Raw genomic sequence first — 19550 nt, 5'->3', positions numbered from 1 at the left:
CTTCTGTGCCCTTGTCGCGTAGGGTGCACATGCCCGTCCCGAAGACACGATGAGCTGTTGTGACGTTAGTTTGCTTCCCATTCAAAGGCGGCTGGTCAGTAGGCGGCTGGCGAACCCGTTCCCAGGTTACGCCGCCGCTGGCTTTTAATGCTGAGGCAAGCGTTCGTCGAGACGCGCGACCGGCTGTACCGGCAGCCGCTCGAGGACGTCCTTAAGATAGACATAGGAATCGTGGCCGTTCATTTTGGCTGACTGAACCAGGCTTATGACGGCGGCAGCGCGGCGGCCAGCTCGCAACGAGCCGTCGAACATCCAGTTGCGTCGATTATGCTGAGTAAGCGTAACCGCAATAATTATTTGTTCGCTGGAGCAGACTCCGGCGGCGAACGTGCCGCCGCAACCTACAGCCTCGTTGGCACCGCGAAACTCAATGCGATCGATTCTAAGACGTATCTGCGCTTCGTCCTCGCACGCTGTGCGAAAGCCGTGGCCGACGGAATGCGAGGTGCTATCGATGGAGACTGCACAGGCTCCGCGCGGACTACCTAGCGAAATGCTACTCGCCTTCGAGCGAGATAATCTGCTGTGCGAGCTCTGCCGTGCTTCCATCAATGGCGTCAACAACGATATCCGCAATTTTAATAAGGCCACGGGCCGCGACCTCGTTGGGATGCGATATCGCTGACTCATAGGACGGCACCAGAGGTCCCGATGCGCTTGCCGCTCGTCGGGTCTCGTATCGAAATCGAAGTGCGTCTTCGGGCGCGGTGAGGTGCACATGTACCACCTTAATGCGTTCTAGGCTCTTGAAGTGCTCGACCTGTTTTGGTTTTCGCACCGCATCGACGAGCCAGCGGCTCTTGTCCGCAGATGCCTCCATGCTTGGAAGCGCTACGTCATCAACTATCCAGCGATAGTCGGTTTCGGCGTCGAGCCGGTCTCCGAGTTCCTGAAGACCTCGTCGGTCCGTCGGCAAACCTTCGCGCTGTGCTTTTTCGATGAGAAAGGCAGAGGAGCGGACGTAATCGACGTCATGCATCGTCACGAGACAGTCGCGGAGTGTAGTTTTTCCAACGGCCAGTGGGCCACTCAACAACACAAGAAAACGCGGTGCCGTAGTCATTGAAAGTTCACCCCTGTCTCGAAATTTGAGGGTGCCTATACGGAGATTTGGCGCTGATGCCACTTTCATCCGGAGGTCACCTTCGCATGAGTCCATTGAACACCGCTTCAATCGCGGAAGTGCGCGACGAACTGCTTCAGGCTGCGAAAGCAGCCGCAACGGACGCTCATCCGTTGCGCTGGGCAGTCTTCGGTCACTTTGCTAATCGCATCGAGCGACTAGCGGAGGACCACCAACGTCTTTCCACACAACAGGAACAACAGTGGGCAAGTCGAGAGACATTGTGTCATCGGATGGGAATCGCCCTAAGCAGTTCTCTTCCTTTTATCCGTCGTACTTCCGTAACGAAGTCGGCGATATCAGGGATGCTGTAGTCGACTACCACTTCTACAACTTCCTTTTGGGGGGACCCATTGCTCTTCGTGGGATAGTCGGCGATGCGCTGGAATGTGTCCAGACTACGGATGTGCGGCATTGGAAACGTGTTGCCGGAGTTCATCGGACACAGCCAGACTCGGTCCGCGTGCCTCTCCATTAGAGCGGCGGTGTTGATGGTCAGGACATCATGCTCGAGCCCCTTATAGGCGCGCGCATTGAGCAAGCCGAACAGACGATGCTCTTGGGCCCACATGAAAACCTTGCTGTTCAGAAACTGATACCACTGGGTCGGCGTAACTCCCTGAAGCGCTCTTTCCAGACGGGCGGGCTCCATGGGTTTCTGGTCGCGAAGAATGATTTGGTTGTCGTCGGGACCAATCGCTACCTTCTCCGGCCTATGCAGCACCTCGTGCAGCGCACGTTCGTCGCCAGTCATCTCGTAATGGTCGAGCGCTGCACTCGTGCTGAGAAGCCCTCGTTCCCGGATTGATGGCCAGGTTCCCTGCTCGGCCATGTGGTACAGCGTCGGATAACGCTCAATAAATGCATTCAAATCCATTTTCTTATTGCCGTTCTGGTTGTTCACCACATCCGCCGGTCGATGACGTTGCGCTCATTGAAGGCAGTTGAAATCATCGAAACAGGGATACCACTGACCTTTTCCGTCTCTTCAATGAAACGAAGAGTCTCTGCGTTCAACTGCTCGTACCGGAAAGCCTTCCGATTCTCGATTCCGAAATAGTCGGCAAACGTGAGCGCGATGTCGGTCGGGCCGTTCAGAAGCAGCGAACGCCGAAGCTGAGCCCAATCGAACTCTGCAATGCGACGAGGCCGATGCGTAGTAGACGTGGTCTCCGTTTTCTTCAACTCCTCAAGGGGAATACGGGAACGTCGGGAGATTTCCTCAACGGAAATCTCTTGGCTCATGAAGCCCGACGTGTTTCCGGTATCCGTATCGCCGACACGAATCGGATATGTACGGCAGACCATCACGACGCGTCGCACATGACGGGCCGACAGACCGGCTTCGGCCAGGCAGCCCGTCGCGGAGGTGACTCGTGAAGTCACATGCGGATAGAATCCGTGGTGCAGGCTAAGGGAGGTGCCCTGCGTACCTTCCAGCATTATCTTGCGACGGCTAGACAAGCACGAGGCGAAGAACTCTATAGAGTCGTTAATGTAGTGTTTGAGTTCGGGCACGTCCTTCGCAAGGAGGACATTCGAGTCGGTTCGGCGATAGAGTATTTTCCGGGCAGTCGCGGCGCCGACACCCTGTGCTGTTGAGCCAATTGCCGATTTAAGATACTCGGTTTCCCACGGGATGTCGACGGTCTTGTCGATAATCATCGCTTGTGGGTCGATGATGAGCTTGTTGAAGTTGATGTCGAGTTCGCCGATTTCCCGAAGTAGGTGTTCTAGGTTGATAACGGCACCCGCTCCGATGACGAGCATGGCATCGCGGTTCGCAAGCGCGCCGGACGGTAGCTGATGAAACGTGTAAGGAGACTCGCCAGGCCGGAACACCTTGTGGCCCGCGTTGGGACCACCGACGCGCACCAGAACGTCATACTCCGGCGCCAGATAGTGAACAATGTTGCCTTTTCCTTCGCTACCGTACTGTCCGCCAATCAGCACGTCTACCAGGGGTTCGGCCGTTACAGGGCGCACTTCCAATCGCGCGGCGACACGCGCAAAGACATCGTTCGCGTTGCAGCGGTCCGTATCCATGACCACGTCAGCTATGGCCTCAAGCTCTTGCGCTTGTTTTGACAATGGCTGCAGCGACTTTCCGCTATTCGACTCGCTACTCGCTTGTCGCTCACTCACCGCAGCATCGCTGGCTTTCAGATGGACATGAACGACGGCCCAACCGCTGGCGCGCAAAAGCTTAACCTGGTCTACGGTACGTACCCAGTCGATGACGGAGGTGGACTCCTTCGGTGGCTGATACATCAGCTGCTTGTTGATAGCTTCGGCGAGCCACCGACCACCTGTTCTTCGTTCAAGTTGCTGTGACGCACTGTCCAGCGCATCGTCCGAATCAGCCCCGGAGGCTTCGCGAAGAAGGTCTTTCGACCGTATCACGTTAGCACCGGCTTTTTCAAACAGTAGTCTCGCCAGCGTCGATTTGCCGGCATTAAGGCGCCCGGACAAAACAATGAATCTGGGCTTCATTTGCCCCTCTCAGTCTTTTCTTTAAAGTCTTTTTAGCGCGGCAGCATATAAACAGTCGTTGCAACCCCTCGGTCAACCAAGACTTCCTGAATTAGTTCCTTAACGATATCCCAGTTTGCTCCACCGTGACCAGTTCCAACGCGCGGCATATGCACGGATGCGCCGCTTTCCTTGGCGAGGTCGCGAACCTTCACCAGACAATCGGCGAGGGCCGCATAGCGAAGACGCTGCGTCTTTGACTGTCCAATACCATGTTGGGCGACCATGTGGGCAACCGAAACCTGCTCCGCAATTTGCCCTGTATAAACCTGGCCCAACTGCAGCCCCTGACTCTTGCGTAGCGCATCTGCCTGGAACTGCTCCCATACGGCCGGGTGTTTACGGCGCAGACTTGATGCGAAACCGGCCCCGCCCCAAGGCACGTTGAGGTCAGGAATCACATGCGCAATAATTTTAGGGCCTTCGCCGCGAGGAGCCAGCACGTCGCCCGTAATCTCTACAACTTGGGGCGTTTCGAGCTTTGCTTCGTCATCAACGACGAGGAGCCCAACCACGCGTGGTGCCAGGCCACCCGGATAGGGCGCGAGCCCCATGCACTCTACTCTCATCACTGGAGCGTGTGGTGCCCATCGCTCATGCCCGATTGCGGTGAAGCCGATGGCATTCGCCTCGGTCACTGCGCTACCTTCCGGAATAGCGTGCCCCGCCGTCACAGGCGGTTTCCAACCAGGTGCCGGAATTACGTAGTCAATCCGGTACTGGCCGTCTTCGTGACGCGATGCGCAGAAGGCGGCGCATGGAATGGTGGCAAGCTTGGTGAGCCGAATCAGACAGGCTTCGACGGACACATCAAACTTCTTACGAAGCTCGTTCACGGATTGCATCGAGAGTTCGAGCCCCGTCAGCTGCGAGAAGCTGCCGACAGGCATCAGCAGTTCGGCCGCCCCGATATTGCACAAAACCTCGAGCTGCCAGTTGTCCTTGTTGGGTAAAGGACCACCGTCGCGATGACGAATTTCGTCGGCGCAATCTGGGAACAGTGAATGAGCAATTTCGTGAGCAATCGAGAACCGAAGTCGGCCTCGTGGGCGCGTCGGGTTGTACTGCAGCACCAACTCACCATCGGGCGCAGGTACGGTGCGAGCGTCAGGTATATCGCCGCGAGCCTCCGCGCGCATGTTTCGCCATTTGGCGAGCGCCAATGGGTCGAACGGCGGGCCGGCCCAGCCTTCATCCATTGCCTGAAGTACGAGTTCCCGAGCCTTCCGCTCCATCATCTCAACGGGGTCGCATCCGGCAGCAAAAGTGGTAACCGAAGCGTTTGTCCAACGAAATCGATTTGTCATGAGGTGGGTACCGGAAGGTCGGTAGGCGCGAGACTGCAAAAACCTCCAAATTGTACCCAAGCGGGCAGCATCGAGGGGGAGAATGTCTCCGCTAGACGGGATGGGCATGGCGGCTGCGACAGAAGTCATCGCCCGCGACCGTGGGTCGCAGATATTCGCGACGGGGACGAGTCTGGCACCGGCTGACAAGCGCCGACGCGACACGCCGGATGCTTCCGACGGGCTTCTCGTAGTTAGGGCGCAAATACGGCACGGGGACCACCTCGTCCCCGCGTTTTTCCGCTTGCGGCTGATGAGAGCCTCAGGGAAGTCGAGATACTGCATCAAATTCTGGCCGAGCATGGCCGAATACTTCGACGCCATTGACGGCCGAAGAAGGCCATTAACGCATCACCCATAAACCGGTGCACGTGACCGTCCATCGCACGCACTGTTTCCGATGCGGCTCGCAGAATGGAGTGCTTGATGTGCTGAACCACGTCGAGCGGATATCGCAGCCCGAGGCGCGTCGATTCTTTCACGTCGATAAACATCGTCGTGACGCGGCGGTACTTGATTTCGTCAGTGCCTTAGAGACGGGCGAAGTCCCGGCGGCAGCCAATGCTGCCGTCGTTGACCTGTGGCTGCTTACCGAACCAGCGACGAATAGGAAGCTGAACGGCGTACTCCTCTTGCAGCGACGGCAGAGCCGAGTCCGCGCGTACCTCATACTTCTCGTTGATGCTGTCGAGCGCCCACGCAGATTTGGCAAGCAGCTGACTATCACTAACATGCTCGAAGATACCGTCGAAACTTTTCCGGAACTGTTCAATCTCGCGGTTCATCGTGGATGTGCTCGCTTATGTTGGTAGTTTCTGCAGCGCCGTGAGCAGAACGGCGAGAATTACGCCGAAAAGTGGTACTGCGCCCGGACGAAGCAAGTTGTGGATTTGGCCAGGAGCGCGTACTTTCCGCGAAGCGATACCGGCGAGAGTATGAGCTTGCCCTGCTAGGTCTCGAACGATATCTTCGTCGCCCATGGCACGCAGCGACGCCGCGTAACCATCGCGGCCACCCAAATGCTGGGCGACGTCGCCGAAGAAAATGGCTGACGGCACTTCGTGCCCAGCGCGACAGGATGGAATTTGTGGATGCAAGACCAAATAGGCGTATCGTGCGGACCAGAGCGTGACGACGACAGAGAGCAAAGAGACGAGAAGTAGCACCCACCACGCGACGTCGTGGATTCGCTTGTCCGAAACGTCGACGAGTCTGAAGCCCAACCCGTCGATGTAAGCCATGCAGTAGGACAGTATGATTGCAATCTTCGAGTTGCTCGAGTTGATGTACGAGTCAAACCGCTTGGTGATTTCAAAAAGCAACTTTTGCTGGTCGTCGCGCTCGCGTGGGCTCGCCATGTAGATTCCCTTTAAATTCGGGCGAGGCACCACGTTGGGAGCGCGGCGCCACCGCCTGTCACGGTTCCGCAAAAAGTGCGGAGCAGCTCGCTTTTAGGCCGCGCGACGCCCCGGGCTCGTCGTAAACATCAGTTCGAGTTCGTCAAACCAGTTGCGCGTGTGGATAAGGCGACGTTGGTGGGCTCCGGCAGAGAGAATTTCCGCTTTCGACATCTGCGACACGCGCTCCCAGTCCGTGTCCGAAAGCACGTAGGTCGCGTTGTTCACCTGGCGGCTTTCGAGCAGACAGAAGCCTTGGCGCGGAAACCCGAACACGGCGTAGCCGTCGAATCCAGCTGCGCCAACCGCGACGAAGTCCGGCGCGTGGCCGCCGATGGCGGCGAACCGTGCGGCGATGACGTTGCGATTACCAGCAGGTGCGCTCGACACGATGCGGTCCAGCGCCGGTTTTGCGCTGAGCCAGGGATTGCGACCAGGCGGCAGCAGTTCCCAGTTCACGCGGCGAACAGGCGCCGCCACCCAAGCGCCCAGAGCCAACGTCAGCACTTCGAAGCCCCCGAACTGCTCTACGAAGACATTCGCGGTATTGGTCGCGGTCGCGTCGAGTCCGCTGCCGACAGTGAACGGCCCGGCCACCACGAACGACATGCCGTCGGAGCGCGTCTGAACCTGAAGTTCGACCGCGTACGGAGACACCGAAGTGCGGGGGTAGCGCAGATACGGTACGTCTTTCACGTCCGTCTTCTCGACGGTGTCGCGGCCGTGGTGTTCCGTCCAGGTCCAACTGATTTGGCGGTACCGCGTTTCCTTCGGTTGGTCGCGATGAATGATGTCGAACCCGTTCGCGTTGCGGCGGCTGGCAGCACCGCCGCTTGCCGGCGGCAGCACGCGGGTGCCATTTGCTGGATGTGCGCCGAGGCCGACGCGCTTGAGGCGCTGGTCCGGAATCGTGTTGAGCGGCAGCCCCAGAAGATACCGCTCGCCTGCGCGGAGATGCGCCAAGTCCCTGTTGATATTACGAGTTTTGCGATTTACCATCGTTCGATTGTCCTCATACAGTGTGGACACGGCGCACCATGCGCTTGTGCCCTTACTGGACAGGACTCTCGAGAAGCTGTCCGTGGACGCCGACAGAAAAATATTTTTCGTCGCGTCCACTGAAAGCAGTTGAAGAGTCATATTTCAGGAGCGGGTACGGGAATGTCCGATACCGTGGAGAACGACAGCAGGCTGAGCAAGCGCGAAGTCGAGGAAGAGTTGCTGAAGCTCAGTGAAGCCGACTGGGCGCGAGCAGAGGTTTACGCCGGGTTTCTTTCGAGAAGCCTTGCCGGGTGCGACGGCAACGACCTGCTGCAGATGGCGATGGAGAAGTTTCTCAATATGCGTCGTAGGTGGCCTAGGGGCCTCGAACCGCTCAAGGCCTTGTTCGGCGCGATGAGGAGCATCTCGTCCAATGAGCTGAAAAAGCAGACGAAAGGTCCGATTGACACGTTCGCGGTCGTGTCGACTACCGACGAGCCTCCTCCCGAAGAGGGGCAACTGCAGGCGTACGCGAGTGCAACGACTCAGGAAACCCCAGAAGACGTGCTGGTCGGGCGGCAACTGGTCTGGCAGATTGAAGCGGATCTTGCCGACGACGATGAAGCTGGTTTGTTATTTATGGTGTGGATTGATAGAACGCGCGGCGCCGAGGCGGCCGCCGTGCTGGGTTGGAACAAGAAGCGCTTTGACGCGGCAAGGAAGCGTTTGCTGCGTCGCCTCGCACCTCACGATAAGCAGGGGTGAATAGATGATTACAAAGATGAAAGACGAGCCATTCAACAATCTTGCTGATGCGTTGGAGCGGGAACTCCTCGACATGTCCGACGAAGACATCCTTGAAGAAAGAGACGGGGATGCGGCCAAGGCAAATGGCTTGAGGCTGTTGAAAGCCGCGAAGGCTGCCGCTGGAAAGCAGCGCCTAGCTGCGGCCAAGGAAGCTATAGCGGCTGGCCGGAGTGGCGTCTCCACCGTTCAGCCGGAAGTGAAGCTAGAGGAAATTAAGGCCTATATACAGCGAGCGAAAAACGACGGCCGATATACTATGGCTGCGCGAGGACTTGAAGAAATGTCCGAGTCTGACTTGCGTCGAATCTACTCACAGCTCAAGAGGTTAGAGTCATCTCGAGGTTCAAATGGAGATGACGTTCAATGAGTCCCGGTGAGCGCGCTGAGAATCTCATCGCTGACTTTGGAATAACATCCCCTGAAGATCTGGACGTTGTTGCCTTTGCCTATGACGCAGGTCTCGAAGTTGAGTTCGATGAACTCGAAGGTTGTGATGCAACTCTCATGGGATTTGAGAACCGAGCAATCGCTACCATTCGCCCATCGAACGTTGGACGGGAACGCTTTTCCATTGGTCACGAACTCGGACACTGGGAGATGCATCGGGGCAAGTCGTTCCGCTGTCGCGTTGACGATCCGGGTGAAACCCTGGCTTCTAACAGCGAACAGGAGAAGCACGCGGATGAGTATGCGGCCCATCTCTTGATGCCGCGGCCGCTGCTGATGCCAATGGTCATGAGCGTGGAACGTCCTAGTTTCAAGCACATCAACGAATTCGCTGAAATTTTTCAAACAAGTCGCACGGCGACGTGCATTCGACTTGCACAAATCGATACGTTACCAATTATCGCTGCCTGTTATCGGGGCAACGACCTGCGGTGGCTGTCTCGAGCGCCGGATGTCCCCAAGAAGTGGATTGTGAAGCGCCGCCTGGACGAAGACAGCTTCGCTTACGACGTTATGCAGCACGGCAAGGAGATGCAAGGAAAACAGCCCGCTGAAGTATGGTTCGACGACAATGATGTCGCGGAAGAGTATGAAGTGATGGAGCACAGCGCTCGTGGTCGTGACGGCGAAGTCCTTGTGCTCATCTATCTGACCGACGTTGAAATGATGACGCCGCGGAGCAATCGCCGTCGTGAGGCGGATGATGAAATTAGTCATGGGCGCTATTCAAGACGCCGATAGCAATGTGGGGTGTGCGAGAGGACGTTAGCGAAACAGCGGTGGTCAAACGAGTGCCGGAACCGCTCCAAATATAGGACGCGGCGGTCAACACGGTGTCCTCACATGTTCCGCAAGACTGCGGCCCCCGAACATCATTGCAAACGCCTAGCCGCTGCACCCCTCGCCGAAGAGGAATTGCGGGCACTCGGTCCAAGAATTCACCCGGCGTGCGGCATCGAGGAAGGTTCCTTTATATCTAGGCTTGGATAGCGCGCTTAGCCGATTGCGGACGCGGCGGGGAGCGAATGATGAAGCGTGTCCGACGCGTGGTGGAATTGCTGGCAGAGGGGTGGCCACGGGACTACCGAGACGAGGCGGTCGAGTGGCCCGTGGTGCAGAGCCGAAACAGCTCCGCGGGAAATGCAGCGGGTGAGGCCCGACGTAGCTGAATCGCTCAATTTTGGGGCAGTCTGGCACTAAAACTGGAGGCAGGGCCGGCGGGTAAGTCGAATTGTAAAACCCGAATTCCCTGTCGACTCAGTTAAAAGCCGTTCTGCCTTGCTGGCAAATGCTCTGCGGGGTGGGAGCCCTCTTTCTTAGAACGCTTTCTGCCCCCACCTGCAAATGCCTTCTATCTGTGAGCCTCACAACAATTGTTGTAACCAGCACTGTTGCTATCCCACCGTCGCCGACTTCGCCAGATTCCGCGGAAAATCCACGTTGCGACCTGTGACTGGAGCGCGACGAAACGGAACGATCACGTCCAACGCTAAATGCGTCCCGCTGCCATGCTGCTGTGCGACATCGATCATCAAGCGCTTCAAGTTGTTGATCAACGCGACGATTGCTTATGAAGCTTCCGCGCGTAGTTCTTCGCCCCGATCGTCCGCCACCTGTCGTCGTTTCCGTGAATCTGCCTCCGACCAGAGTTCGGGCGGAATCAAATCGGCACCTTTGCGGTGATACTGGACGATGATTCCGTATCCACGCGGCCGGCACACAGCAATTCGATGAAGAGCTGGCGCCCGAAACCGGCGCAAGCCTATCCTGCCATACCTCGATTTTCATGTTGTTTTCGGCCCCAAGTGTGACTCCGGTGTGCGCGCTGTGCAGCCATGTACAGCAGAAATGCGCTCCCGTGTAACTACCGTTGATTTTGCATTCAAAGGTCGTGGTGCAACGAGGCGGGCGACTTGTGCACGGCCTGCGACTACTGTGCGCTCCAGGTGTGTTGCACGAAGAAAGCTCGTCGGCAAACAGTTGACGTCCAACGTGTGCGACAGTGCCACCTGTTGCAAAGCAGGTGGCATGCACCTTCGATCTTCCGTCGCATAGCAGTGAACATCCGTAAAAGCTGGGTGACCGCACGAGTAGACGGAATGGCGATGGCGGGGAAAGGAGGTGGCGCGTTGCGTTCGTCCTTCGGTGACGTCAAATGCGTTGCAGTTTTCTTTTTCGACGTGAATCGATCGGCACACGGCATTCGCAACCGTTGATGCTCGTGTCCATGAGCGACGCACGCGTGTAATTTCACGTGCATCAACGAGACACCGGACAAGGCAGAAAAAATATTTCTCGTTCCGTCAAATTCCTCTGTACTCCGATGTGTTCCGCCTTCGCAGGGAATCGCTAGCAGCGGGTGTTGACGGCGAGTTTGAGCGTGTTCAAGATGAGATCAAGGTTGTGCGTCGGAGCAGGTCATGCCGGTTGTCAGGAGTTTCGCGCGGGGGCAATGGGAGGCGCTTGGACGCAGACTGGATGCGCTGCCGGAAAAGGCGACGAGTGATCAGCCGCTCAAGGTAAGCGATGGCGTCAAATCCATCCAGAAACAGATCGGCGCGGCGCGAGAAAAGGGCTACACGCTCGGTGAATTGATCGAACAGGCTGTACAGGAAGGTATCGACGTGACGCCGAATTCCTTGAGATATGCGATGCGCCGTGCGGAAGGAAAGGGGCGAGTTCGACGGAACGGAAAGGATACGGTACGAGACCATGCGGCAAGACCTGTGCGAGGCAGGAAGCCGTCGCAAGCGGATGCGACACTCAATACGCCTTCGCGGGACAGAACGCAGCAGAAAGGGGATGGCAGTGTGGCCAGTCCTGGGCAACCGGTACAGGGCTTCCTCGGATTTCCGATCAGGCCGGATACCGAAAATCTGTAGAGGTGTGACATGGCAACGCAAAATCCCCCCATCTACATGGTCGGCGGCAGCAAGGGCGGGGTCGGAAAGAGCTTTGTGACGCTGGCGCTGGTTGATCACCTGCGACGGACCGATATCAACGTCGTGCTAGTAGAGACCGACACGTCCAATCCGGATGTCATGAAGGCTGTTCACTGCGAGATCGAATGTGGGTCGTGCGATCTCGATGACGTGAGTGGCTGGATCGACTTCATCAATTTCTGCGACCAGCATCGTGATGCGACCGTCGTCGTGAACACGGCAGCGAGGAGCCAGACTGGCGTCGCGCAATACGGTGGGACGCTCGCCAGTGCGCTCGATGAACTGGCACGGCGGCTCGTTGTGCTGTGGGTGATCAATCGGCAGCGTGACAGTCTGGAACTATTGCTCAGATTCGGCGTCACGTTCCCGAATGCTGTGACGCATGTCGTGCGTAACGGCTATTTCGGCTCGCCGGAGAAATTCACCCTGTACCGTGACTCGCAACTGAGGAAGGCCGTCGAGGAGCAGGGCCAGTCGCTGGATTTTCCGGATCTCGCGGATCGTGTCGCTGATGAACTGCGTAGCCAGCGCCTGTCGATACGCAGGGCGGCGGAGACGATGCATATTGGCGAACGGGCGGAACTACTGCGCTGGCGCGCATTGTGCGGAACGGTGTTTGCCAGGGTGACAGTCGATGCGTAAGAGTCGGGGCGGGCCGCCAGACACGCTCGCCCGCCTGTTTCTCGACGTCACGGGTGAATTACCTGACGATGCCAGTGTACTGCGAATGCGGCGGGTGTCGGGTGCGCTGAACCTGCGCGACAACGATGCACTGTGGTCTGTGCTGGTTATGCTCGAATACTACGGGCGGCTCTACGAGGTCATGCCGGAACGCATCCGGCAGGCGGGTGCGGGCAGCCTCGATGGCGTACGGACAGAGGCGCACGCAGCCACGGACGCGCTGATGGCGCAGCATCGTGATGCGCTTGCACGCTGCAAGGCGACGATTGAACTGGCCGAGCGGATGACCGATGAGCACGAGGCGCGTTACAGGGCCGCACTCGCGGAACTCGACAGGCAGGCATTGACTGTACTGGTTGAACGGGCGAGCGGCCGGCTTGCACGTATGGTGGGAAACCGGCTCGTGGGTGTGACGGCGATGGCGGCGCGCGAACAGCGGCACCGGCTTGATGCGGCGGTGGCGTCATTTGAGCGAGGCGTGATGCGGCGGGTAGTCAGGGCGTGCTACGAGCTGATGGTCTTCGCGCTGGTTGTGTTGCTGCTATCGGCGGGGGCCGGCTGGTGGGCCGGAAGTCATCTGATGCGGGTAGGTGGTGTGACGTCTACTCGAGCAAGTCAAAGTTGGTCGGTGGCGCCGGCCAGGAACGCGGCGGCATCGCGAAGCATGCGCGAAGGCGTGTCGTTCTGGTCGATCCCGGTCATTGGTACCCTGCAACCATCATCCTCTGCGGGGGCGAGTGACAAGTGGTAGTACTTGCCTCTGTTTTACTGCAGGTCTTTGACAGTTTCGACAGTTTGCGCTTGCGTGATTGGCTCCAGAGCGGGAAACAAGGTGCCGGGCCAGCACTGTGTGACGCGCCGGGATGTAACCCGGAGCGCGTCGTGGCGCAAAGGCTGGGAACGGGGCGGCGCGGGTGCGCCGCCACCGGATCGTTATGCCCTCAGTTGGCGCATGGCATCCGCGAGCATCCAAAGGGCGCGGTTGAGCTTCACGTTCTGGTCAATGCCCGTGATGGGTCGCGTGGACATCGCGCGGCCCGATCGCGAGAGGCCGTGCAGTCCTCCCTTCGTGAGGTTTTCCTGCACACGGTTAAACACGGTCCATAGGTCATCGCGGCGATCCTCGAAGCGACGCGGGGAAAGCAACTGACCTCCGGTAATGGGCGCGGGCGCTTCGGCATCGGTCGGGTCGTAACGCAACGCGAGTGCGGCTCGGGCGAATGCCTGTTGTTCGTCGCGGTTCAGATCGACGGCGCGCATGCCGTCCTTCTGCTCGCGGATTAGGTCGAAGCCCTCAAGCGCGTCGAATGCGCCATTGATCACATTCTGGATGACATTGCCTTTGTGTGGCACGCGGATATCGGCGATGTTCTCGCCCGCGACCATGCCGTTCTGGCAGACAAACCGGAATGTGCCCGCCAGCATCTGGTAACTGCTGGTGCCGTCGTGTGAGTTCAGCAGCACGATTTCGTCGGCTTCCTCGCCGGTGATCTGGTCGGCATGGCGAAGCCGCAGCATGTGTTTGGTGAATTCGCGCTTCCCTTGATCGCGTACGCGGGTCTGGCAAATCATGAACGGCTGAAACCCTTCGTTGCGCAGGCCCCGCAGGACGTCGATGGTGGGAATGTAGGTGTAGCGTTCGGAACGGCTTTCGTGCTTGCCATCGGCGAAGATGGAAGGGGCAACCCGGCGAATCTGGTCGTCCGAGAGGGGCGGAGTCAGCGCGAAGCATCGGGGAGCCGTAATGGAAAGAGGAAGCGAGTTGCATGGCAATCTCCACAGTCAAGGTTGAGGACCGGAACCGGGCGAGGGGATGTGCCTTGCCGTTGCGACCGGACACTTCCCGGTGGAACTCGGGGTTGGCGTTGCTGCCGCCAGGCTCCCGGGTTCCCGCCCGTGCGACTGGAGGAGCCGATAGCGGGCGTGCGTCAAGGAAAAAGGCGAGGGAGGGGTGCGGGCAACACGGTCCCTCGCCCCTTGATGCGCGCCCGCTATCGGCTACGGTCGCGGGTCAAGGGCGGGAAGCTTGGAGCCGGGTGCATGCCATGCCTCGGGTTGACCGGGCATGAAGGTGCGGTCCTAAGTGCATGGTCGTGTAGACCACCTCTCAATAGAAAGCGACGCGGTTGACTGTTGTGTCTGGAATCGCTGACCGACAATCGGCGCCATCAGGAAATTAACGATCGTGCGCGAATGGGGGCCAACATCCCCCGGTAGTCCTCGGACTGACGACAGTCATGGAGCCTTCCGCTTCCACGGCCGCGCGGCCGCCGGCCTCTCATAGCAAAGGGATCGGGAACTTGCCGACATCGCGACGCGGGGCAGGTTCGGCCATACCCGACATTCCACGGGGCATGCTTGGATGTCGGCAATATGGTGTACTGCCGACGGTGGCAGTGTCGAGCAACCGGAAGGCGGTTTCGCGCGCCTGCCACGCTTTGTCCTGAGATACCATATATCAGCTGGTCGACTATTGCCCCCTTGAGGGATGGCAGCGCGCCTGCTGAAATGGCTTAATTGCCTTGTTTTCGCCGACGAATAGAGCAAGGGTCACCGCGTGGCGTCAGCATGGTTATGCTTCGGCGTGAGGCTAATGCAGGCGTTGCTCCTCGCGACGCTAATGGTGCGTGACGTCGTCTTAACCCTGCAGTGTTGCGGTCTAGATTAGATTGGCGGGATGACGACTGCAAAACAAAAATTCACAATCAAGAGGGATTTCGTGATCTACCAATGTACTTCGTGCAGACGCAAATCATTCGAAACTAAGTGTCCATGGTGTACGAATGCTCCGATCCAGGCATCCGGTCAGGCAGCACCTGCGGCACTCCAGGTTCCGCTTGATCCTTCCTTTTACCCCGAATTCCAATATCAGACGAAGGGGTTTCTGAAAGATCTGCTCGGCAAAAAGAAAGAGCAGGCGCAGCTCAATGACCTCCTTCGTACAGTGCTCCGAAAATATTCCGAGCTGAAGAAGCCTTACTTTGCCAACTTCTTTCACACGGTTCGAAATATAGACGTCGAGCCCGGCGATGCGGAGACGCCAGGTGCGAGAAAAAATGGGACGTATTCTAACCGTGAGCTTTTTCGCGAAGTTTTGATCCGCAAGGGCTTTACAGAGCTTGAAGAGCTCCCGCATCTGTTGGACAAACTATTGCTGACAACCGGGTTCAATTCGGCATACCTTGGTTTCTCCACTGAGATATCAAGGCATACAAAAGGCTCACTGCGCGAGATCCTCCGATCGTGGATAGCGGAAGCAGGGGTAAGCTACCGCGATGACCTCAGCTTGTTGTTCTATTTCCTCTGGGATAACAACATCCGACACGCGGAAATACAGTACACGGACCAAGCGTCCTCAGCGTTCGGCACGCCGCTTCTACCTTGGCAAACCGTGGAAACATGGCTTGAAATCTGCGAACAGATCAACTTCGACATTCTCGTCGAGAGGCTGGCAACGAAGCTCGAGTTCTTCGATCCCAATCAGTTCGTCACTATGTACCACGTAGACGCCATGAATGGATACGAATTCGAGAAATTTCTCGGCCAGATCTTCCAGACGGCCGGCTACGATGTCGAGGGAACCAAACTAAGCGGTGATCAGGGCGCAGACCTGTTCGTAAGCAAATTTGGTAAAAAGATGGTGATTCAGGCGAAAAATTATTCGGGAAACGTCGGCAACTCGGCGGTTCAGGAAGCCATCTCTGCGAAGAGCTTCTATGGTTGCGATGACGCCATGGTCGTTACAAACTCATACTTCACACGATCAGCAACCGAACTTGCGAACGCTGCATCAGTCCGCCTGATAGGGCGTCGTGAGTTGCAGGTGTACCTTGACGATCATAATCAAAGGATCATCGAGCAGTTCCGTCTGGCTGGTGATGGTATCGAGGACCCTGAATCTCCAGCCATGACAGGCGTGTGACTGCGCTACGAGGGCTACGAAAACCCTCCGAGATATGAACGTTGTCCTTGCGGAAATGTTATGCCCGCTGAGGCGAGTGTCTCGATAACGTCATGCAACTGCCTGAGGGCAGTCAAGTAGCCGTACGTCTGCAAAGCTGACGAAGCAACGCAGCCTCGCATAAGCATTGACCACCTTCGGAACACGATCGACTGATCGATCTTCGGCTGCTGACACTCAGAGGTTTCCGCTAGATTCAGTGATTCTTGACGACGCCTAGCCTATAGCCATTAGTATATTTTACCGAGAGTCACAGCGTCCGTCACTTGATCTGCCCAACCACAGCGATAACCCCGATGACCTACTTTGTCGATATCTTTTCGGTAGATACATTCGAGAGCTTCTCAAATACCTCAAAAAATACTGCGGGCTTTCACCCCAACCGCAAGGCCTGGGTCACCAAAATCAAGCCCGGCGATAAAATTCTTTGCTACCTCAAGGGGCTGTCCTGTTGGGTAGGCATACTGCAGGTCACGGGGCCGATGGCGGAGGCGCCGCCGGGTAGCGAAATGATCAGCGAATATTCGCTGCAATTTCCCGTGACGCCACTCGTTTGGCTGGAGAAGGGCGCACTTCTTCCGATTAAGCGTTCCGACGTGTGGGCAGCCCTATCCTTCACCAAGAATGTAACGCCCGGGGCCGGCGGGTGGAATGCGATCCTGCGTAGCAGTGGCGTTCGATTGCAGGAACCCGACGGTCAGAGAGTGGAGGAGCTACTTTGTCATCAGGCGCACCATCTGACTCCCGACGATATCGCTGACGAGACTTGGGAAAAACACCGCAGCCTGAAGATGACGAATGCCTCGGGAAAGGTAGTGGCTGTGCAGATTCCCCTTGATGAGCAGGAAGCCGGCCCTCCTCAGCCTGATGCGCTTCATTCGACACCATGCGAAATAACAGGGTCTGCAAATCCCGCGTCGCAGGTCCGCACTTCTCATAAGATGCAGGCGTTGCTCGCCGACATCGGGATCGCGATGGGGTTTGAGGTCTGGATTCCCAAGGCTGACAAGGAGGCTGTCCTTTCAGAAATGAATAACGACGAGCTGTTGACAGCCCTCCCGCACACGCAGTTTTCCGAAGCGGCCCGCAAGGCGGTCGAACAGATTGATGTACTCTGGCTACAAAAGAAGACCATAGCGCGTGCCTTTGAAGTCGAGCACACGACCTCGGTCTACTCAGGAATTTTGCGCATGGCGGACCTGCTGGCGCTGCAGCCCAACTTCCACACGAGGCTACACATCGTCGCGCCGGAAGAACGGCGCAAAAAGGTGTTTCAAGAACTTATGCGGCCCGCGTTTTCGATTTTCCCGCAGGGACCATTGTCAGAGCTTTGCAGTTATTTGCCGTATGAGAAGGTGCAGGACTTGGCCGCTAACCCCACTTTGGACTATCTCAAGCAGGAAGTACTGGACAAGTACGAGGAATTTGCGGAGGAAGCGGAGTGAATCGCCAAGGTGTCTAGACACCGACTGAGATATCCTCTGCCGAGGCGCATAGCCGGACAGGAGGGACTGGGATCGGCGACTATCGGCCGCCGCGTAGCTGCGCAAAAGCTGCTGGATGCTATTGACGTGAGAGAATTCGAGTCCGCACCATCCTCTAAGCCCAACATGCCCTCTCAGTGCCCGTTTTGCGAACTGCCGGTCGAAAGGATCGTTGACCAGAACGATGCAGGGTTTGCGGTACGCGACGCGTACCCTGTGTCGCCCGGGCACACGCTGATAATTTCCAGCCGGCACGTGAGTTCCCTATTTGAATTGTCGGCGGCAGAACGCGAACAGCTTTTCTCTCTAATTGACCGCGCAAGAGGTGTTCTGGACAATCAATATCGGCCTGACGCCTACAACATCGGAATCAATGACGGTGCCGCCGCTGGCCAGACAGTGCCGCACCTGCACATCCATCTGATACCTCGCTTCAGGGGGGACCAGCCAGATCCGCGAGGCGGCGTGCGATGGATCATCCCGGAAAAAGCCGACTACTGGAGCAAGCGCGGTTGAATTCGACCGTACCACCGCCGACAGCCGAGGCACAGCTGGCCTTCCTTGCCAAGATTCAGCGGCTCTTTGCCGAAGGCGACTTCACGGCTACATACAAATTCGCGCTGCTCATCTCGCTCGCTGACCTTGCTGTCGAGGTCGGAACGGACGACGGCGCGGAATTGACCCTGACCAATCGGGAGATTGCAGATCGTTTCGTTCAGCTTTACTGGCGGCACTCCACTCCCTATGGAACTGGTCGCGCGGATACGCAGCCTGGTGTGCTCGTCCAGAATCTTGGGGATCAGGCAGCGGTGTTAACTGCTATCTGCGAATACCGGGCGTCGACGCCTGGAATTACCGTCCAGCAGGCTCGTACCGAGCCAAGCTATGCAGCATTGCTGAGCAAGGTGGCGACGGTTGTCTCCGCACAGCCGTTGAACTATCTGCAAAACTTCGGCGGAGTCACCGACACGTTCCTCTACGAACGGTCAGGTCGCGGTGCGATTGCGCTGAAACCCGGCGTTGCCTACTGCCTTCGGCGCTTTTATACGCTGGTACAACAGCTTTCTCGCACGCATTGGGTAGACCACATCAAGACAAACCGGCGGAACCATACGATTATCGGCGATGCTGGCGATCTGGAAGACTTTCTGTTTTCAGCCTCGCGACAGTCTCTGGCCATTGTCGGTGCGGAACTGCGCAAGCTCGACGGTCACCGGTGCTTCTATTGTGGGGGCAACCTTACCGGCGCCGACGTCGATCATTTTGTCCCGTTCTCGCTCTATCCGAGGGACCAGGCACACAATTTTGTGCTTGCGCACCCTGCATGCAATCGAAGCAAGTCGGACACACTCGGGGCGAAGCCGCACCTTGAAAAGTGGCTGGAAAGACTGGTGACCAAATCTGATGAGCTTAGTGAAATCGGCGCTTTGGCTGGTATGGCCAGTGACGGGGTCACCGCAAACCGGGTCGCGATCTGGGGCTATGCGACCGCACATACCGCGGGCGGTCGAGCTTGGTTATCCGCCACGAGCTACGAGCCCGTAACCCAGAGCTATCTTGCCCTTTTTTACACCTAGAGATTGGCGATTGTGTGGGGAACCATTGGCTGCGCGCCCTTTACCCTAGACAGTGAGGAAGAGAAACGGCTGGCGAGAACGGCCAATATCGGCGTCTCACCCTCACATCGTGACCGGCCGAACTTGTTCGCATTCGAGTCGCAATGGTTCATCGTCGGATCAAAATCTGTTCGGAGTCGACCAAAATTGCCGCTATGGAAAGCTTGCGGCTG

General features: G+C 57.5%; 17 protein-coding genes and 3 pseudogenes. 11 read left to right on the top strand and 9 right to left on the bottom strand.

All coding sequences use genetic code 11. The features are described from left to right. Positions 1 to 144: 144 nt before the first annotated feature. Positions 145 to 324, bottom strand: a pseudogene (locus BJG93_RS00795) (transposase domain-containing protein); the annotation flags it as partial. A 21-nt stretch (positions 325 to 345) separates the two neighbouring features. Between BJG93_RS00795 and BJG93_RS00790 the strand changes: the two are divergent. Continuing rightward, positions 346 to 549: pseudogene (locus BJG93_RS00790) on the top strand (IS66 family transposase); the annotation flags it as partial. Between the two features lie 7 nt (positions 550 to 556). On the opposite strand, the gene BJG93_RS00785 reads toward BJG93_RS00790, so the two are convergent. The 7 genes from BJG93_RS00785 to BJG93_RS00755 form a co-directional block, all read right to left on the bottom strand. Continuing rightward, the gene (locus BJG93_RS00785) at positions 557 to 1039 is read right to left on the bottom strand and encodes a hypothetical protein (protein WP_051374459.1); all 483 of its coding nucleotides are present in this window, start codon (positions 1037 to 1039) and stop codon (positions 557 to 559) included. Between the two features lie 370 nt (positions 1040 to 1409). Further along, the gene (locus tag BJG93_RS00780) at positions 1410 to 2087 is read right to left on the bottom strand and encodes a DUF7002 family protein (protein WP_231337417.1); all 678 of its coding nucleotides are present in this window, start codon (positions 2085 to 2087) and stop codon (positions 1410 to 1412) included. Further along, on the bottom strand, positions 2084 to 3676 hold the full coding sequence (locus BJG93_RS00775; RefSeq protein ID WP_027199473.1) for an adenylosuccinate synthetase: 1593 nt from the start codon (positions 3674 to 3676) through the stop codon (positions 2084 to 2086). The genes BJG93_RS00780 and BJG93_RS00775 overlap by 4 nt, the downstream gene beginning before the upstream one ends. Before the next feature lie 32 nt (positions 3677 to 3708). Continuing rightward, entirely contained in the window at positions 3709 to 5022 is a 1314-nt protein-coding gene (locus tag BJG93_RS00770) for an ImmA/IrrE family metallo-endopeptidase (protein ID WP_167544149.1), read from the bottom strand. 569 nt (positions 5023 to 5591) lie between these two features. Next, on the bottom strand, positions 5592 to 5846 hold the full coding sequence (locus tag BJG93_RS00765; RefSeq protein ID WP_027199470.1) for a hypothetical protein: 255 nt from the start codon (positions 5844 to 5846) through the stop codon (positions 5592 to 5594). Between the two features lie 15 nt (positions 5847 to 5861). Next, a complete protein-coding gene (locus tag BJG93_RS00760; RefSeq protein WP_034479790.1) occupies positions 5862 to 6419 on the bottom strand; it encodes a Pycsar system effector family protein in 558 nt (185 codons plus the stop codon). A 93-nt stretch (positions 6420 to 6512) separates the two neighbouring features. Next, on the bottom strand, positions 6513 to 7598 hold the full coding sequence (locus BJG93_RS00755; RefSeq protein WP_231337416.1) for a hypothetical protein: 1086 nt from the start codon (positions 7596 to 7598) through the stop codon (positions 6513 to 6515). Positions 7599 to 7619: 21 nt separating this feature from the next. On the opposite strand from BJG93_RS00755, the gene BJG93_RS00750 reads away from it, so the two are divergent. From BJG93_RS00750 to BJG93_RS00725, 6 genes are all read left to right on the top strand, one after another. Further along, complete coding sequence (locus tag BJG93_RS00750) at positions 7620 to 8204, top strand: hypothetical protein (protein WP_027199468.1); 585 nt, start codon at positions 7620 to 7622, stop codon at positions 8202 to 8204. Between the two features lie 4 nt (positions 8205 to 8208). Further along, a complete protein-coding gene (locus tag BJG93_RS00745) occupies positions 8209 to 8613 on the top strand; it encodes a hypothetical protein (protein ID WP_027199467.1) in 405 nt (134 codons plus the stop codon). Beyond that, positions 8610 to 9434: an ImmA/IrrE family metallo-endopeptidase gene (locus BJG93_RS00740; protein ID WP_027199466.1), complete on the top strand. Its 825-nt coding sequence runs from the start codon at positions 8610 to 8612 to the stop codon at positions 9432 to 9434. The genes BJG93_RS00745 and BJG93_RS00740 overlap by 4 nt, the downstream gene beginning before the upstream one ends. Before the next feature lie 1679 nt (positions 9435 to 11113). Next, complete coding sequence (locus BJG93_RS00735) at positions 11114 to 11575, top strand: hypothetical protein (RefSeq protein ID WP_027199465.1); 462 nt, start codon at positions 11114 to 11116, stop codon at positions 11573 to 11575. A 9-nt stretch (positions 11576 to 11584) separates the two neighbouring features. Then, the gene (locus tag BJG93_RS00730; RefSeq protein WP_027199464.1) at positions 11585 to 12277 is read left to right on the top strand and encodes a nucleotide-binding protein; all 693 of its coding nucleotides are present in this window, start codon (positions 11585 to 11587) and stop codon (positions 12275 to 12277) included. Beyond that, positions 12270 to 13067, top strand: a complete 798-nt coding sequence (locus BJG93_RS00725) for a hypothetical protein (RefSeq protein WP_027199463.1) — start codon at positions 12270 to 12272, stop codon at positions 13065 to 13067. The genes BJG93_RS00730 and BJG93_RS00725 overlap by 8 nt, the downstream gene beginning before the upstream one ends. 182 nt (positions 13068 to 13249) lie before the next feature. Here the strand turns inward: BJG93_RS00725 and BJG93_RS00720 are convergent. Further along, positions 13250 to 14084: pseudogene (locus BJG93_RS00720) on the bottom strand (DUF932 domain-containing protein). A gap of 909 nt (positions 14085 to 14993) precedes the next feature. On the opposite strand from BJG93_RS00720, the gene BJG93_RS00715 reads away from it, so the two are divergent. From BJG93_RS00715 to BJG93_RS00700, 4 genes are all read left to right on the top strand, one after another. Next, positions 14994 to 16238 (top strand): restriction endonuclease, encoded by a 1245-nt coding sequence (locus BJG93_RS00715; protein WP_231337415.1) that lies wholly within the window; start codon positions 14994 to 14996, stop codon positions 16236 to 16238. 335 nt (positions 16239 to 16573) lie between these two features. After that, on the top strand, positions 16574 to 17722 hold the full coding sequence (locus BJG93_RS00710) for an EVE domain-containing protein (protein ID WP_027199461.1): 1149 nt from the start codon (positions 16574 to 16576) through the stop codon (positions 17720 to 17722). A 126-nt stretch (positions 17723 to 17848) separates the two neighbouring features. Beyond that, the gene (locus BJG93_RS00705) at positions 17849 to 18277 is read left to right on the top strand and encodes an HIT family protein (RefSeq protein ID WP_231337414.1); all 429 of its coding nucleotides are present in this window, start codon (positions 17849 to 17851) and stop codon (positions 18275 to 18277) included. Continuing rightward, entirely contained in the window at positions 18232 to 19338 is a 1107-nt protein-coding gene (locus BJG93_RS00700; protein WP_051374457.1) for an HNH endonuclease, read from the top strand. The genes BJG93_RS00705 and BJG93_RS00700 overlap by 46 nt, the downstream gene beginning before the upstream one ends. Positions 19339 to 19550: the final 212 nt, after the last annotated feature.

The organism is Paraburkholderia sprentiae WSM5005, from assembly GCF_001865575.2.
Lineage (GTDB): Bacteria > Pseudomonadota > Gammaproteobacteria > Burkholderiales > Burkholderiaceae > Paraburkholderia > Paraburkholderia sprentiae.
Note: the sequence above shows the minus strand (reverse complement) of the source record. Positions and strands in the feature narration are given on the sequence as shown.